The sequence below is a fragment of the Kribbella sp. VKM Ac-2569 genome (genome assembly GCF_004216905.1).
Classification (GTDB): domain Bacteria; phylum Actinomycetota; class Actinomycetes; order Propionibacteriales; family Kribbellaceae; genus Kribbella.
The window spans coordinates 685,959-700,752 of sequence record NZ_SGXJ01000001.1; the positions used below are offsets into that span (position 1 = coordinate 685,959).

Annotated in this window: 16 protein-coding genes and 1 riboswitch; of the genes, 13 read left to right on the forward strand and 3 right to left on the reverse strand. The window is 69.3% G+C overall.

Annotation, left to right across the window (positions count from 1 at the left end):
- Positions 1 to 139: 139 nt before the first annotated feature.
- Positions 140 to 415: a hypothetical protein gene (locus tag EV649_RS03105; protein ID WP_130380279.1), complete on the reverse strand. Its 276-nt coding sequence runs from the start codon at positions 413 to 415 to the stop codon at positions 140 to 142.
- Positions 412 to 1,230, reverse strand: a complete 819-nt coding sequence (locus tag EV649_RS03110) for a PspA/IM30 family protein (protein WP_130380281.1) — start codon at positions 1,228 to 1,230, stop codon at positions 412 to 414. Before EV649_RS03110 ends, EV649_RS03105 begins: the two co-directional genes overlap by 4 nt.
- Positions 1,231 to 1,395: 165 nt before the next feature.
- Between EV649_RS03110 and EV649_RS03115 the strand changes: the two genes are divergently transcribed.
- From EV649_RS03115 to EV649_RS03175, 13 genes are all read left to right on the forward strand, one after another.
- Positions 1,396 to 1,983, forward strand: a complete 588-nt coding sequence (locus EV649_RS03115; protein ID WP_130380283.1) for a DUF3043 domain-containing protein — start codon at positions 1,396 to 1,398, stop codon at positions 1,981 to 1,983.
- Positions 1,984 to 2,018: 35 nt separating this feature from the next.
- Positions 2,019 to 3,029 (forward strand): aldo/keto reductase family protein, encoded by a 1,011-nt coding sequence (locus EV649_RS03120; RefSeq protein ID WP_130380285.1) that lies wholly within the window; start codon positions 2,019 to 2,021, stop codon positions 3,027 to 3,029.
- Positions 3,026 to 3,235, forward strand: a complete 210-nt coding sequence (locus tag EV649_RS03125; protein WP_130380287.1) for a hypothetical protein — start codon at positions 3,026 to 3,028, stop codon at positions 3,233 to 3,235. Before EV649_RS03120 ends, EV649_RS03125 begins: the two co-directional genes overlap by 4 nt.
- 42 nt (positions 3,236 to 3,277) lie before the next feature.
- Positions 3,278 to 3,350, forward strand: a riboswitch (cobalamin riboswitch).
- Between the two features lie 114 nt (positions 3,351 to 3,464).
- Complete coding sequence (locus EV649_RS03130) at positions 3,465 to 4,181, forward strand: SCO2322 family protein (RefSeq protein ID WP_130380289.1); 717 nt, start codon at positions 3,465 to 3,467, stop codon at positions 4,179 to 4,181.
- A complete protein-coding gene (locus EV649_RS03135) occupies positions 4,182 to 5,267 on the forward strand; it encodes a CbiQ family ECF transporter T component (protein WP_130380291.1) in 1,086 nt (361 codons plus the stop codon). It begins immediately after the preceding gene.
- Positions 5,264 to 6,874 (forward strand): ABC transporter ATP-binding protein, encoded by a 1,611-nt coding sequence (locus tag EV649_RS03140; RefSeq protein WP_130380293.1) that lies wholly within the window; start codon positions 5,264 to 5,266, stop codon positions 6,872 to 6,874. The genes EV649_RS03135 and EV649_RS03140 overlap by 4 nt, the downstream gene beginning before the upstream one ends.
- Positions 6,871 to 7,680, forward strand: coding sequence for an ECF transporter S component (locus tag EV649_RS03145; protein ID WP_130380295.1), 810 nt, complete (start codon positions 6,871 to 6,873; stop codon positions 7,678 to 7,680). Before EV649_RS03140 ends, EV649_RS03145 begins: the two co-directional genes overlap by 4 nt.
- On the forward strand, positions 7,673 to 8,200 hold the full coding sequence (locus EV649_RS03150) for a bifunctional adenosylcobinamide kinase/adenosylcobinamide-phosphate guanylyltransferase (RefSeq protein ID WP_130380297.1): 528 nt from the start codon (positions 7,673 to 7,675) through the stop codon (positions 8,198 to 8,200). Before EV649_RS03145 ends, EV649_RS03150 begins: the two co-directional genes overlap by 8 nt.
- Entirely contained in the window at positions 8,197 to 8,973 is a 777-nt protein-coding gene (cobS, locus tag EV649_RS03155) for an adenosylcobinamide-GDP ribazoletransferase (RefSeq protein WP_130380299.1), read from the forward strand. The genes EV649_RS03150 and cobS overlap by 4 nt, the downstream gene beginning before the upstream one ends.
- A 150-nt stretch (positions 8,974 to 9,123) precedes the next feature.
- On the forward strand, positions 9,124 to 10,299 hold the full coding sequence (locus EV649_RS03160) for an ROK family transcriptional regulator (protein ID WP_130380301.1): 1,176 nt from the start codon (positions 9,124 to 9,126) through the stop codon (positions 10,297 to 10,299).
- A gap of 80 nt (positions 10,300 to 10,379) precedes the next feature.
- Positions 10,380 to 11,459: a substrate-binding domain-containing protein gene (locus tag EV649_RS03165; protein WP_130380303.1), complete on the forward strand. Its 1,080-nt coding sequence runs from the start codon at positions 10,380 to 10,382 to the stop codon at positions 11,457 to 11,459.
- Between the two features lie 114 nt (positions 11,460 to 11,573).
- Positions 11,574 to 12,389: an ATP-binding cassette domain-containing protein gene (locus tag EV649_RS03170; protein ID WP_198682280.1), complete on the forward strand. Its 816-nt coding sequence runs from the start codon at positions 11,574 to 11,576 to the stop codon at positions 12,387 to 12,389.
- Entirely contained in the window at positions 12,386 to 13,690 is a 1,305-nt protein-coding gene (locus EV649_RS03175; RefSeq protein WP_130380305.1) for a sugar ABC transporter permease, read from the forward strand. Before EV649_RS03170 ends, EV649_RS03175 begins: the two co-directional genes overlap by 4 nt.
- Positions 13,691 to 13,773: 83 nt before the next feature.
- Here the strand turns inward: EV649_RS03175 and EV649_RS03180 are convergent, their stop codons facing one another.
- Entirely contained in the window at positions 13,774 to 14,793 is a 1,020-nt protein-coding gene (locus EV649_RS03180) for a dipeptide ABC transporter ATP-binding protein (protein ID WP_130380307.1), read from the reverse strand.
- Between the last annotated feature and the right edge of the window lies 1 nt (position 14,794).

The following is a 14,794-nucleotide window of genomic DNA, read 5'->3' on the forward strand; positions in this document are numbered from 1 at the left end:
TTTACCCCTGCGTAAAGTCGACTCTGCGGTTCCGTAAATCAAAGACCCCCGGGAACCCGTTCGCCGGGTTCCCAGGGGTCTCAAATGATTACTTCAAGTGACCAGTCGCCGGGTCGGGGCACTGATCGGGGGTGGTGCTTCAGCCGGCGATCAGGCCGTCGCCGCTGATCAGTTCCCGCATCTCGGCGAGCGAGCTGTCCGACGGGGGCAGGATGGCGTCGGAGTCGTGCAGCTCGTTGTCCGGCACCTGCTCGCCGGAGCGGACGAAGTCCAGCAGCGCGGCGAACGCGGTCTGGTACGCCGTCTCGTCGCCGGACGACACGGCCTTCTCGAGGTCGCCGTCCACCGCGTTGAGCGCGTCCAGCTTGTCGTCGGCCAGTCGCCACTGGCCTTCACCCATGATGCGAACGATCACCGAACATCTCCGTCCTGAGGTCGCGCCGGCTCGGCTGCCGGCTGCTGCACTGGCTGGGCGGACTGCGGCTGGGCCTGTGCGGCCCCCTCACCGGAGAGCTCCTTCGGCGCATCGCCGCCGGACAGCTGGGCCTTCATCGCGGCCAGCTCGTTCTCCACGTCGGAGCCGGACGACATCCGGTCAAGCTCCAGGGTGATGTTGTCCTTGACGGTGCCGCTCGCGTCGTCGAGCGCGCCGGAGGCGAGCAGCTCGTCGATCGCGCCGGCCCGGGCCTGCATCTGCTGGGTCTTGTCCTCGGCCCGCTGGACCGCGAGACCGACGTCGCTCATCTCCTCGGAGATGCCCGAGAAGGCCTCGTTGATCCGGGTCTGCGCCTCGGCCGCGGTGTAGGTGGCCTTGATGGTCTCCTTGCGGGTCCGGAACGACTCGACCTTGGCCTGCAGCCGCTGGGAGGCCAGCGTCAGCTTCTCCTCCTCACCCTGCAACTGGGCGTGCTGGGTGGTCAGGTCGTCGATCTGGCCCTGCAGACCGGACTTGCGGGTCAGGGCCTCGCGGGCCAGGTCCTCGCGGCCCATCGAGAGCGCCTTCTGCGCCTGCTCCTGCAGCTTGGCCGACTGGGACTGCAGCTGAGACGCCTGCAGCTCCACCCGCTTCCGGCTGGTGGCCACGTCGGCCACGCCCCGCCGTACCTTCTGCAACAGCTCGAGCTGCTTCTGATACGAGTAGTCAAGGGTTTCGCGAGGATCCTCGGCCTTGTCCAGGGCGGAGTTCGCCTTGGCCTTGAAGATCGTCGACATCCGCTTGAAGATGCTCATCGATATCCGTACCCCTTCTGTGCCGGAGTGACGACCCGGCGTGCGTGCCTTCCACCCTATGTCCCACCGGGTCACCACACCATCAGGACTGGCCCCGATAAAGTAGGAGAAGGTCCGGGGACCACCCCGAGTCGCGACCTGCCCTGCGAATGAGGTTCTGACCCCGTGTTCCGTCGTACCAAGTCTGAGACAGATACCACCGTACCCGCCGACGCCCAGGGCAAGCCGGGCGGCAAGGGCCGGCCCACGCCGAGCCGCAAGGACGCGGAGGCCGCCCGCAAGGCCGCGTTCAAGAAGCCGCGCAACCGCAAGGAGGCCTCGGCGATCCGGCGGGACAAGGTCCGGACCGAGCGCGCCAAGATGCAGGCGGCGATGCAGACCGGCGACGACCGCTACCTGCCGGCCGCCGACAAGGGCCCGGTACGGCGGTTCGCCCGGGACTACGTCGACGCGCGCTACTCGGTGATGGAGTTCGCGCTGCCGGTCCTCCTGGTGGTGTCGCTGGTGGGCGTGGTGTTCTCGCCGCAGTTCCCGTGGCTGGCCGGGATGGTGAACCTGCTGTTCCTGTTCATGATCCTGCTGATCGCGGCGGACTGGTTCCTGCTCACCTCCGGGCTGAAGAAGCAGGTGGGGATCAAGTTCCCGAAGGAGTCGACCAAGGGGATCGGGTTCTACGCGGTCCGGCGGACCATGCAGATGCGCCGCTGGCGGCTGCCGAAGCCGATGGTGAAGCGCGGCGAGAAGCCGTCCTGAGCGCAGGCACGGAGCGCAGCAAGTAGGGTCGGACCATGGACTTCCGCTATCTGGGCAACAGTGGTCTCAAGGTCAGCGAGATCTCGTACGGCAACTGGCTGACGCACGGCTCCCAGGTGGAGAACGAGCAGGCCAAGGCCTGCGTGCGGGCGGCCCTGGAGGCCGGCATCACGACGTTCGACACCGCCGACGTCTACGCCAACACCAAGGCCGAGTCGGTGCTCGGCGAGGCGCTGGCCGGCGAGCGCCGTGAGTCGCTGGAGATCTTCACCAAGGTGTACTGGCCGACCGGTCCGGGCGGACCGAACGACACCGGTCTGTCCCGCAAGCACATCCACGAGTCGATCAACGGGTCGCTCAAGCGCCTCGGCACCGACTACGTCGACCTGTACCAGGCGCATCGGTACGACACCGAGACGCCGCTCGAGGAGACGATGGAGGCGTTCGCCGACGTCGTCCGGCAGGGCAAGGCGCTGTACATCGGCGTGTCGGAGTGGACCGCGGAGCAGTTGCAGGAGGGCCACCGGCTGGCCCGTGAGCTGCGCATCCCGTTCGTCTCGAACCAGCCGCAGTACAGCATGCTGTGGCGGGTGATCGAGGCCGAGGTGGTGCCGGCGTCGGAGGAGCTCGGCATCGGCCAGGTCGTGTTCTCGCCGATCGCGCAGGGCGTGCTCACCGGCAAGTACCTGCCCGGTCAGCAGCCGCCGGAAGGCTCCCGGGCGACCGACGCCAACGGGTCCAACTTCATCAAGCGGTTCCTCACCGACGACGTACTCACCCGGGTCCAGGAGCTGAAGCCGCTCGCCGACGAGGCGGACCTCTCGCTGTCGCAGCTCGCGATCGCGTGGGTGCTGCAGAACAGCAACGTCTCGTCGGCCATCATCGGCGCCTCCCGGCCCGAGCAGGTCACCGAGAACGTGAAGGCGGCCGGCGTGACGCTGGACGAGGATCTGCTGAAGCGGATCGACGAGGTGCTCGGCCACATCGTGGAGAGCGACCCGGCCAAGACCGCGCAGAACGCCCCGCAGAAGCGGCCGAACTCATGAGCTGGAGCTGGCGGTTCGAGACCGCGACCGGCGCCCTGGTCGATCCGGGCGAGGTCGGCGGGGCCGACTTCTCGGCGCAGGGTGACGCGGAGAGCTGGCTGGGTGAGGTCTGGCGGGACCTGGCCGACCGTGGCGTCGGTCAGGTGTTCCTGCTGGAGGACGGCCGCGAGGTCTACGGACCCATGAGCCTCTCCTCCGCCGAATAAGGGCAGAGTAAGCTTCGGTCGAACCACACGCCTGCGTCACAGGGAAGCCGGTCCAAGTCCGGCGCTGACCCGCAACCGTAGGCCACCCCATGAACAGGGTGGCGAGCCGGAACACTGTGACGCAGGCAGTCAGGCTCAACTACCCGCCGTGGTCCGCGGGTGGAGCCCCTACCCTGCCGGTGCAGGCGGGACCTCCTCCACCGGGCTGCGGCCCGACCGAGGAACCACCATGACTGCACACCGGACCGTACGACTGGTCCTCAGCCTGCTGGCGGGTCTCCTGCTGGCTGGGACCGTTGCCACCGTCTCAGCGACCGCCGCCCCGACCGAGGACGGCTACCGCTTCTGGGGCTACTACCAGTGGAGCAACGGCCAGTGGGCCTTCTCCCAGAAGGGCGCCGACGCCTTCGTCCCGGCCGACGGAGCCGTGGAGGGCTGGCGGTTCGCCGTCGGTGGCGCCAAGCCCCGGGTCCCGCGGGCCGCGGGTGACTTCGACGCGATCTGCGGCAAGACCCCGGCCGAGACCGGCAAGAAGCGGATCGCACTGGTCGTCGACCCCGGTACGCCGGAGGACGCGGTCGTCGGTGATACGCCGGGTGAAGCCAAGGGCACCTGCGTGGTGACCGCCCCGAAGTCGACCGGCGCGCAGATCCTCGCCGCGGCCGGACCGGTCCGGATCGAGAAGGGCCTGACCTGCGGCGTCGCGGGCTACCCGTCCAAGAGCTGCGGCGACCAGGTGAAGAACATCAAGGTCCCGGCCACCGAGACCCCGGTCACGCTGCAGATCGGCGCAGCGGTGGGCTCGACAGCAACACCTGCTGCTTCCACGCCTTCTTCAGACAGCAGTGGTACGCCGTGGACCGGCATCATCATCGCCGTCGTCGTGGTCCTCCTGCTGGCGGGCGGCGGGTTCTTCCTCAACCGTCGGCGTACTGCGGCGAGCTAAGTGCGCGCCGTACACCACCTCACACTCCCCCGGGCACTCCACCCGGGGGCCTGGTGGTTGTGGGCGCTCTGTATGGCTGTCGCGGCCAGCAGGACACGCAACCCCGTCCTGCTGGTCCTGATCCTCGCAGTGACCGGATTCGTCGTTTCAGCCCGCCGCAGCGACGCACCGTGGGCACACAGCTTCGCTGCGTTCCTCAAGCTCGGCCTGCTGGTCATCGCCGTCCGCGTGGTCCTGCAGGCGCTGCTGTCCACCCGCTCGCAGGGAAACACGCTGCTGTTCACACTGCCGCAGATCCCCTTGCCTGACTGGGCTGCGGGCGTCAAGCTCGGCGGCGACGTCACGGCAGAGGCTCTGGTGACGGCTCTGTACGACGGTGGTCAGCTGGCCGTCATGCTCTGCTGCGTGGGTGCGGCCAACGCACTGGCCAGTCCGCGGCGGTTGCTGAAGTCGTTGCCAGGGGCCCTCTACGAGATGGGCGTCGCCTGTGTGGTCGCACTGACCTTCGCGCCGCAACTGGTGACGGACGGCCGCCGCGTGCGCGCAGCACGCCGGTTGCGCGGCCGTACGCGCGCCTCCTTCCGTACGACGGCCATGCCGGTCCTGGAAGGTGCGTTGGACCGCTCGGTGGAGCTGGCGGCCGCGATGGACTCACGCGGCTACGGCCGTACCGCGCAGGCTCCTCGTGCTCAGCGTCGGCTCACGGCGTTGTGCGTGCTGCTGGGACTGCTGGGGATCCTGCTCGGTGTCTACGCGTTGCTGACCGACGCCATGGCGTTTCCGTTCGCCGCTGGTGCGCTGGCGGCCGGTGTGCTCCTGGCAGTCGCAGCTATGGCAGTTGGACGACAGCGGGTCAGCAGGACCCGCTACCGGCCCGATCCGTGGGCGCTGCCCGAGTGGCTCGTCGTAGCGGCCGGTGCCCTGGCCGCAGGTGCCATGGTGATCGCAGCGGTCCGCGGCGTGAACGGTCTGCTGCTGGCCGGCCCGTTGGTCGTCCCACCAGTACCTGTGCTGCCAGTCGTCGGCGTACTGATCGGACTGGTGCCCGCCATAGCCGCACCACCGTTAAGGAAGGCGGTTGCATGATCGAGTTCGACCAGGTGACCGTGACGTACGACGGGGCGCGGGAACCGGCCCTGCGGGACGTGAGCTTCACGGTGCCGGAGGGCGAGCTCGCGCTGGTGATCGGGCGGACCGGGTCCGGCAAGTCCACGTTGCTGCGGGCAATCAACGGCCTGGTGCCGCACTTCACCGGCGGCACGCTGGCCGGGCGGGTGCTGGTCGACGGGCGGGACACCCGCGAGTATCGGCCGCGCGATCTCGCCGATGTGGTCGGGATGGTCGGGCAGGACCCGATGGCGGGGTTCGTCACCGACACGGTCGAGGACGAGTTGGCGTACAGCATGGAGTCACTGGGTGTGGCGCCGGACGTGATGCGGCGACGCGTCGAGGAGACGCTGGACCTGCTCGGGCTGGCCGACGTACGGGACCGGGCGTTGACGTCGCTGTCGGGCGGTCAACGGCAGCGGACCGCGATCGGAGCAGCTCTCACGTCGCATCCCGCCGTACTCGTGCTGGACGAACCCACCTCCGCGCTGGACCCACAGGCGGCCGAGGAGGTGCTGGCCGCGCTCCAGCGGCTCGTGCACGACCTGGGCGTCACTGTGGTGATGGCCGAGCACCGGTTGGAGCGTGTGATCCAGTACGCCGACCGCGTGATCGAAGTACCCGGTGGCGCCGCTGCTGTGTCCACAGGCCTGCCGGCCGACCGCATGGTGACCGCACCGGTCGCGCCGCCGGTGGTGGAGCTGGGACGGCTGGCTGGATGGTCACCGCTCCCCCTGTCAGTACGAGACGCCCGACGCGCTGCTGTCGCCCTGCGCAGCCAGCTGGATTCTGCTGCACCAGCGCGGCCGCTGGCTGCGCTCGGCAAGGAGCTGGGACGGTGCACCGACCTAGTCGTTGGCTACGGCAACGTGACGGCACTACGCGGTGTTTCGCTGAGCATCAAGGCCGGTGAGGTCGTCGCACTCATGGGCCGCAACGGCGCAGGCAAGTCGACGTTGCTGAACTCTCTCGTCGGCATCATCACTCCTCGTTCCGGCACTGCGACCGCCGCAGGAGTCGACCCACGCCGTACCAAGCCAAAGCGACTGGTCAAGGCAGTCGGACTGGTCCCACAGGAACCCGCAGATCTGCTGTACGCCGCTACTGTCGCGGACGAATGCGGCAGCGCGGACTCCGACTTCAAGGTGCCCGCAGGTAGTTGCCGGGCACTCCTGGAGCGGCTGGCACCCGACGTGCCTCTGGACATGCATCCGCGCGACCTGTCCGAAGGACAACGGCTGTGTCTGGCGTTGGCCGTCGTACTGTGCGGCGCGCCGCCGTTGTTGCTGCTGGACGAGCCAACTCGCGGGCTGGACTACGGCGCGAAGCGGCGGCTGGTCGCGATCCTGCGCGAGCTGGCGGCTGCCGGGCATGCAGTGGTGCTGTCGACGCATGACGTGGAGATGGTCGCCGAAGTCGCCACGCGGGTGATGGTGCTCGCCGACGGTGAGCTGGTGAGTGATGGCGAGACGGCGGAGGTGATTGCCGGGTCTCCGGCGTTCGCGCCGCAGGTGGCGAAGATCCTTGCGCCGTTGCCGTTCCTGACCGTCGGCGAGGTCGCCGAGGCGTTGGACCGAGCCTCGTGAACCTGATCCGGCTCAAGCCCCGCAGCACGCTGGCGTTGCTCGTCGCGTCACTGGTCGGCGTACTCGCGTTCGCATGGCCGTTGTTCTTCCAGACCTCGCAGGCGGGTCAGTCGGCGATCGGTCACACCACGGATGCGCCGTGGCTGTTCGTGTTGCTGCTGCCGTTGCTGGTGGCCGTCGTACTCGCGGAGCTATCCGAGGCCGGGATCGACGCGAAGGTGATCTCACTGGTCGGCATGCTCGCCGCGGTCGGCGCCGCGCTACGCGCGTTGGGCCCGGGTACGGCGGGACTCGAGCCCGGGTTCTTCCTGCTGGTGCTGGCGGGGCGGGCGTTCGGGGCCGGGTTCGGGTTCGTGCTCGGGGCGGTGTCCTTGCTGGGTGGGGCGTTGATCAGTGGCGGGGTCGGGCCGTGGATGCCGTTCCAGATGTTCGCGTGCGCCTGGGTCGGCTGCCTGGCCGGCCTCCTGCCGCGCGTCGGCGGGCGGTTGGAGTTGCTGCTGCTGGCGGCGTACTCGCTGGTCTCGGGCGTGCTGTACGGCGTGATCATGAACCTCTGGTTCTGGCCGTACGCGACGTTCGGCAGCGACTTCTCGTTCATCCCCGGCGACTCGCTGGCCGCCAACGGGCACAGGTACTTGTTGTTCGTGGTGGCGACGTCGCTGGGGTGGGACATTCCGCGCGGGATCCTGAGCGCGGTGCTGGTGCTGGTGCTCGGGCGGCCGATCCTGAACGCGTTCCGGCGTACGGCGCGCAAGGCGGCCTTCGAGGCGCCGGTGGTTTTCGAGCCCGGGAGGACGAATGCCTGACCGAACCCTCATCCTCGGCGGAGCCCGCTCCGGCAAATCCGTCGCCGCCGAACGCCTGCTGTCCGCGGAGCCCGACGTCCTGTACGTCGCAACCGGCGGAGAGGACTCCGGTGACGCCGAGTGGGCGGCCCGGGTCGCGAAGCACCAGGCCCGTAGGCCCGCCTCCTGGGGTCTGGCGGAGACGATCGACCTGGTACCACTGCTCGAGTCCCCCGGTCCCCCGCTGCTCATCGACTGCCTCACGCTGTGGCTGTCGAGAACCATGGACACCAGGAACGTCTGGTCGGACCTCGGCCGGGCCGACCTCGTCGAGCAACAGATCGCCGAACTCGCCGACGCGTGGTCCGCGACCGCCCGGCGCGTGGTGGCCGTCAGCAACGACGTGGGTTCCGGCATCGTCCCCGCCGACCCCGGCACCCGCCTGTTCCGCGACCTCATGGGCCGCCTGAACACCACCATCTCCCTGGCGTCCGACCAGGTCCTCTGGACCGTCGCCGGCCGAACCCTCCCTCTCACATGAGCGCATGGGGTGCGGCGACCCGTCTTTCGCTCGGGACGCTGACAGTGCTGCCCGCGGGCGTGCCATCCCGGGTTGACCGGGAGGTTGGCGGGCGGGCGATGGTGCTGGCGCCGGCCGTGGGAGTGCTGGTCGGCGGGATCGCGGCGGGTGTGGTCGCTCTGGCTCAACTGGTGAAGCCTGAGGCGGACCTGCTCGCCGCTGTGCTCGGAGTGCTTGTTGTAGCAGGGCTTTCGGGTGGGCTGCACCTGGACGGGCTCGCCGACTTCGCCGACGCGCTGGGCAGCCGGCGGGATCGCGAGACGATGCTGCGGATCATGAAGCAGAGCGACATCGGCCCGTTCGGTGTCGTCGCGATCATCGGCGTACTGCTCCTCGACGTCGCCGCCCTCACCGCCTGCCTGCAAGCGAACTTCGGCTGGCAGGCGCTCCTGATCGCCATCACCGCGAGCCGCCTCACCCTCCCCTGGTCCTGCCGTACGTCGATCCCCGCGGCCCGCCCCGACGGCCTGGGATCGTTCGTCGCCGCCACGGTCCACCCACTCACGGCAACGCTCACCACGGCCGCCACCCTCGCCGCGACCCTCGCCCTCAGCGCTCCCGGCGTACTCCGCCTGACCGGCACCGCAGCCGCCGTCCTCCTGGCCGTCGTGACCAGCCTGCTCACCAGCCGCCGAGCCGTCCGAGCCCTCGGCGGCACCACCGGCGACGTCCTCGGCGCAACCGTCGAACTGGCCCTTCCGGTGACCCTTGTGACGCTCGCCCTGACCGTGTGAGCGCTCACCTCCACCACCTCGCGGCCGGGGTGGTCTACTGTCGCCGACGAGACGTTCCAGTGGGGTAGTGACGGCGAGGTTGCGGAAGATGTTCGTGGTTCACGACCGGTGGGCGGCCGGGCACGCCCCGCGATCCGTTATCTTTATGTAATGAACGCAACTCGCCCAGCCCCGGGCTCGCAGGCTTCGCTGCGCGAAGCCAATCGTGCGCGCGTTCTCGGTGTCGTCCGGCAGCACGGCCCGCTCACCCAGGTCGAGATCGCCGCCGCCTCCGGTCTGTCCGCCGCCACCGTCTCGAACATGGTCAAGGAGCTCGACCAGGCCGGCATGGTCGGCCTGTCCCGCAGCATCCGCAACGGCCGCCGCGCCGTACTGGTCTCCCTCGCGTCCGGCGGCGGACTGCTGGCCGGTGTCGCGTTCGGCGAGCGCGACGTGCGGGTCGCGGTCGCGAACAGCTCCCGCGAGATCCTCGCCCAGCAACTGATGCCGCTGCAGGCCGACCACGTCGCCGACGAGGGCATGGAGCGCGCCGCCCGGCTGCTCGCCGACCTGGCCGAGACGGTCAGCTCCGGCGTCGAGGACATCTCCGCGATCGGGTTCGGCCTGCCGATGCCGGTCGACTCCGTCAGCGGCGAGGCGGGGTCCGACGCGGTGCTGCCCGGCTGGCGCGGCGTCAACGTGACCGAGGCGATGTCCGGGTACCTGCGCGCCCCGGTCGCCCTCGACAACACCGCAAACCTTGCCGCCCTGGGCGAACTGCGGGCCGGCGCGCTCCGCGGCGTCCGGAACGGCTGCTACCTGAAGTTCTCGTACGGCGTCGGCGCGGGCATCGTGATCAACGGCGACGTGTTCCGCGGTTCGACCGGTACGGCGGGCGAGATCGGGCACGTCACGATCGACGAGAACGGCCCGATCTGCCGCTGCGGCAACCGCGGCTGCCTGGACACGTTCGTCGGCTCGCGGGCACTGATCAGCAGTCTGGCCGCGTCGCACGGACCGCTGCGACTGAAGGACATCGTGACCCGCGCGCTCGCCGGCGACCTCGGCTGCCGCCGCGTGATCGAGGACGCCGGCCGGCGCGTCGGCGTCGCCGTGGCAGGCGTCGTGAACCTGCTGAACCCGGAGGCGATCGTTGTCGGCGGCCTGATGGCCGAGGCCGGCGAACTGATCCACGCCCCGCTGCGTGAGGCCCTCGACCGGTGCGCGATCCCGAGCGCCGCGGCGACCGTCGAACTGCGCCCCGCCGAGCTCGGCGACGAAGCCGACATTGTCGGCGCGATCCACCGCGCATCGATGCTGAGTCACACCAATATCTCCATTTCTTGAATTCAAGTCTTGACGCCAAGACGCTGGGGAGCTTGACTGCGGGCAGGCCAATCGGGGCCGTCTCGTCAAGGAGCCGCCATATGTCCGTCTCAGCACTTCGTCTCGTCGGCCTCGGGCTTGCCGTCTCGGTCCTCGCCACCTCCTTGGTGGCCTGTGGGTCCGACGACTCCGGCTCGGGCAGCGGCTCAGGCAGCGCGAAAAAGGTCGCGCTGTTGCTGCCCGAGTCGAAGACCACCCGGTACGAGGCGCTCGACCGCCCGCTGTTCACCGAGGCGCTGAAGGCGGCCTGCGGCGACTGCCAGCTGATCTACAGCAACGCCGATCAGGACGCCGCCAAGCAACAGCAGCAGGCCGAGGCTGCGCTGACTCAGGGCGCGAACGTGCTGGTCCTCGACCCGGTCGACGGCAAGGCCGCCGCTGCGGTCGCCGCCTCCGCGAAGGCCCAGAGCGTCCCGGTGGTCGCGTACGACCGGTTCATCGAGAACGCCAACTACTACGTGTCGTTCGAGAACGAGGCGGTCGGCAAGCTGCAGGCGCAGACCCTGCTCGACGCCCTCAAGGCGGCCGGCAAGACGTCCGGGAACATCGCGATGATCAACGGCTCGCCGACCGACCCGAACGCCGCGGACTTCAAGAAGGGCGCGCACAGCGTGCTCGACTCAAGTGGCTTCAAGATCGCCGCCGAGTTCGACACCCCGGACTGGAGCCCGGACAAGGCGCAGGGCTGGATGGAGGGCCAGCTGAGCGCGATCAAGAACGGCCTGGTCGGCGTGTACGCCGCCAACGACGGCACCGCCGGTGGCGCGATCGCCGCACTGAAGGGCGGTGGCGTGAAGCCGCTGCCGCCGGTCACCGGGCAGGACTCGGAACTCGCCGCGATCCAGCGGATCATCGCCGGCGACCAGGCGATGACCATCTACAAGGCGGTCAAGCCGCAGGCCGAGGCCGCCGCCAAGGGAGCAGTCGCGCTGGCGAACGGCGGCAAGCCCGAGTCCACCACCGACAAGAACGGCGTACCGTCGACGATTCTCGACCCGGTCGCGGTGACCAAGGACAACATCAAGGACACCGTGGTCAAGGACAACATCTACAAGGTCGCCGACATCTGCACCGCGTCCTTCGCCGCCGCCTGCACCGCCGCAGGCCTGTCCGCCAACTGACCCGCCCCTCGGCGTGGCCCCCCGCAGTGAGGTGCGGGGGGCCACGCCGACCTCTCCCCAACCGCGCCCCCGGCGAGGATCATGGCGTGAAATAAGTCCCAGGAGGCTCAACACGTGACTGTTACCCCGACTCCCCTCGATGTCGGTGCCGGTACGGTGCTGACGTTGCAGGGGATTTCCAAGCGTTTCGGGGCCGTGCAGGCTCTGAAGAACATCGAGCTGGACGTCCGTGCCGGTGAGGTGCTCGCTCTCGTCGGCGACAACGGCGCCGGCAAGTCCACGCTGGTCAAGACGATCGCCGGCGTCTACACCGCCGACGACGGGTCGATGGTGTTCGACGGCCGGCCGGTCCGGGTCGGCAGCCCGGCCGAGGCGCAGCAGCTCGGCATCGCCACCGTGTTCCAGGACCTGGCGCTGTGCGACAACCTGGACGTGGTCGCGAACCTGTACCTCGGCCGCGAACTGCGCAAGAACGGCGCGCTCGACGAGGTCGAGATGGAACGCTCTTCCTGGGAGCTGCTCCGGCAGCTGTCCGCGAAGATCCCGTCGGTCCGGATCCCGGTCGCCAGCCTGTCCGGCGGCCAGCGGCAGACCGTCGCGATCGCGCGCAGCCTGCTCGGCCGGCCCAAGGTCGTGATGCTGGACGAACCGACGGCGGCTCTCGGCGTAGCTCAGACCGCCGAGGTCCTCAACCTGGTCGAGCGGCTCCGCGAACGCGGCCTGGCCGTCATCCTGATCAGCCACAACATGGCCGACGTGATGGCGGTCGCCGACCGGGTCGCCGTACTGCGTCTCGGCCGCAACAACGGCGTCTTCGTGGTCAGCGAGACCCGGACGCAGGACATCATCGCCGCGATCACCGGCGCAACCGACAACGCGGTCTCCGAGCGCGCCGCGCGCCGGAGCCGGGAAGAGGGACCGGCCTCATGAGTCTCCAAGGATCGGGGACCCGCCCCCAGGACTTCACAGGTGCGACGGCGGCGCCCGAGGAGAACGGCGCGGCCCAGCTGCCGGCCGATCTCCAGGACGAGCGACTGATCGCCGGCCACGGGATCAGCGGCGCGGTCGGCGCCTTCACCGCCCGGCTCCGGTCCGGCGACCTGGGCTCGGTCCCGGTGGTCGTCGGCCTGGTCATCATCTGGGCGGTCTTCCAGGTCGCGAACAGCTCGTTCCTGTCCAGCCGCAACCTGGTGAACCTCACGCTGCAGACCACGTCCGTCGGGGTGATTGCCCTCGGCATCGTTCTGGTCCTGCTGCTCGGCGAGATCGACCTCTCGGTCGGTTCGGTGAGCGGCGTGGCGGCCGCGGTCGTCGGCGTCACGTTCGTCAACCAGGGCTGGCCGATCGTCGCGTCGCTCGTCGCCGCCATCGCGCTCGGCGTGCTGATCGGCCTGTTCTACGGCCTGCTCTACACGCGCTTCGGCGTACCGAGCTTCGTCATCACCCTCGCCGGTCTGCTCGGATTCCTCGGTCTCCAGCTGCTGGTGCTGGGCAAGGACGGCACGATCAACCTGCCGTACGACTCCGCGCTGGTCGGATTCGCGACGCGGAGCTTCCTCTCCCCCGCGATGGCCTACGCCCTGGTTGCTCTGGTGGTCGTGGCCTACGCACTGAGCCGCTGGCAAGGCCGGACCGCTCGCGCCGCGGCGGGTCTGTCCGCGGCGCCGACCTCGGTCATCGCGATCAAGGCCGCCGGCCTCGCGATCGTGCTGCTGATACCGGTCACGGTCCTGAACGGCGACCGCGGCGTCTCGTCGATGTTCCTGCTGTTCCTCGCCCTGGTCGTGGTCACGGACCTCGCCGTACGACGGACGCGCTGGGGCCGCTCGGTCTTCGCCGTCGGCGGCAATGTCGAGGCCGCGCGCCGGGCCGGTATCAACGTCCGGATGATCTACCTGACGGTGTTCGCCGCCTGCACCACCTTCGCCGCGGTGGGCGGCATCCTCGCAGCGGCCCGGCTCGTAGCGGTCGGCCAGGCCAGCGGTGGCACCGACGTCAACCTGAACGCGATCGCGTCCGCTGTCATCGGCGGCACCAGCCTGTTCGGCGGCCGCGGTTCGGCGTACTCTGCGCTGCTCGGCGCGCTGGTGATCACCTCGATCTCCAACGGTCTCGCCCTGCTCAGCCTGGATTCCAACGTCCGCTACATCGTCACCGCGGGCGTCCTGCTGATCGCGGTCACGATCGACTCGCTCAGCCGCCGGAGCCGCCAGGCCCACGGCCGCGCCTGACCCGCCAGGCAATAAGAGAAGGCAGACACAAGAAAGCCCCGTCGCCGTTGACGGGGCTTTCTCGGCTCTAGGCGATATCGGCTCTAGGCGGTTTCGGCGATCAGGTCGACCTTCGGCTCCGCGAAGTGGCAAGCGGCGGTGTGGCCCGTGCTGGACTGCGGTTTGATCTCCAGCAACGGCTCCTGGGTGGCGCAGATTCCCTCCGCCTTCCAGCAGCGGGTCCGGAACCGGCAGCCGCTCGGCGGGTCGATCGGCGAGGGTACGTCGCCGACCAGCCGGATCCGCTCCTTCGGCGGGACGCCGCGGATGGTGCCCAGGTCCGGCGCGGCCGACAGCAGCGCCTGCGTGTACGGGTGCTGCGGCGCGTTGTAGATCTGGTCCCGCGAGCCCTGCTCGACGATCTTGCCGAGGTACATCACCGCGACCTCGTCACAGAAGTGACGGACGACGCCGAGGTCGTGCGCGATGAACACGAACGCGATCCCGAGGTCCTTGCGCAGGTCCTCGAGCAGGTTCATCACCTGGGCCTGGATCGACACGTCGAGCGCGGAGACCGGCTCGTCGGCGATGATCACCTCGGGCTCCACCGCGAGCGCCCGGGCGATGCCGATGCGCTGCCGCTGACCGCCCGAGAACTCGTTCGGGTAGCGGTTGTGGTGCTCCGGGTTCAGGCCGACACGCTCCAGCAGTTCCTGGACCCGCGCGAGCTCCTTGCCCTTCGGCACCAGGTTGTGGACGCGCAGCGGCGTACTGATGATGTTGCTGACCGTCTGCCGCGGGTTCAGCGAGCTGTACGGGTCCTGGAACACGATCTGCAGCTGGCGGCGGAACGGGCGCAGGTCCCGCTCCTTCAGCTGCGCGATGTCGGTGCCCTTGAACACGATCTCGCCGGCGGTCGGGGTCAGCAGCCGGGTGATCATCCGGCCGGTGGTCGACTTACCGCAGCCGGACTCGCCGACCAGGCCCAGGCTGGCGCCGGCCTTCAGCTCGAAGGAGACGCCGTCGACGGCCTGGACGACCTTCTTGGTCCGGCCGAGGCCGGCCGCTTCCTTGATCGGGAAGTGCATCTTCAGGTCGCGGACCTGCAACAAAGTTTCGCTCATA

What these genes read in the sequence shown, in the direction of transcription:
- EV649_RS03180 (WP_130380307.1), bottom strand. Translation starts at nt 14,793, where the DNA reads ATGAGCGAAACTTTGTTGCAGGTCCGCGACCTGAAGATGCACTTCCCG.
- EV649_RS03150 (WP_130380297.1), top strand. Translation starts at nt 7,673, where the DNA reads ATGCCTGACCGAACCCTCATCCTCGGCGGAGCCCGCTCCGGCAAATCC.
- EV649_RS03165 (WP_130380303.1), top strand. Translation starts at nt 10,380, where the DNA reads ATGTCCGTCTCAGCACTTCGTCTCGTCGGCCTCGGGCTTGCCGTCTCG.
- EV649_RS03130 (WP_130380289.1), top strand. Translation starts at nt 3,465, where the DNA reads ATGACTGCACACCGGACCGTACGACTGGTCCTCAGCCTGCTGGCGGGT.
- EV649_RS03175 (WP_130380305.1), top strand. Translation starts at nt 12,386, where the DNA reads ATGAGTCTCCAAGGATCGGGGACCCGCCCCCAGGACTTCACAGGTGCG.
- EV649_RS03160 (WP_130380301.1), top strand. Translation starts at nt 9,124, where the DNA reads ATGAACGCAACTCGCCCAGCCCCGGGCTCGCAGGCTTCGCTGCGCGAA.
- EV649_RS03110 (WP_130380281.1), bottom strand. Translation starts at nt 1,230, where the DNA reads ATGAGCATCTTCAAGCGGATGTCGACGATCTTCAAGGCCAAGGCGAAC.
- cobS (WP_130380299.1), top strand. Translation starts at nt 8,197, where the DNA reads ATGAGCGCATGGGGTGCGGCGACCCGTCTTTCGCTCGGGACGCTGACA.
- EV649_RS03125 (WP_130380287.1), top strand. Translation starts at nt 3,026, where the DNA reads ATGAGCTGGAGCTGGCGGTTCGAGACCGCGACCGGCGCCCTGGTCGAT.
- EV649_RS03120 (WP_130380285.1), top strand. Translation starts at nt 2,019, where the DNA reads ATGGACTTCCGCTATCTGGGCAACAGTGGTCTCAAGGTCAGCGAGATC.
- EV649_RS03140 (WP_130380293.1), top strand. Translation starts at nt 5,264, where the DNA reads ATGATCGAGTTCGACCAGGTGACCGTGACGTACGACGGGGCGCGGGAA.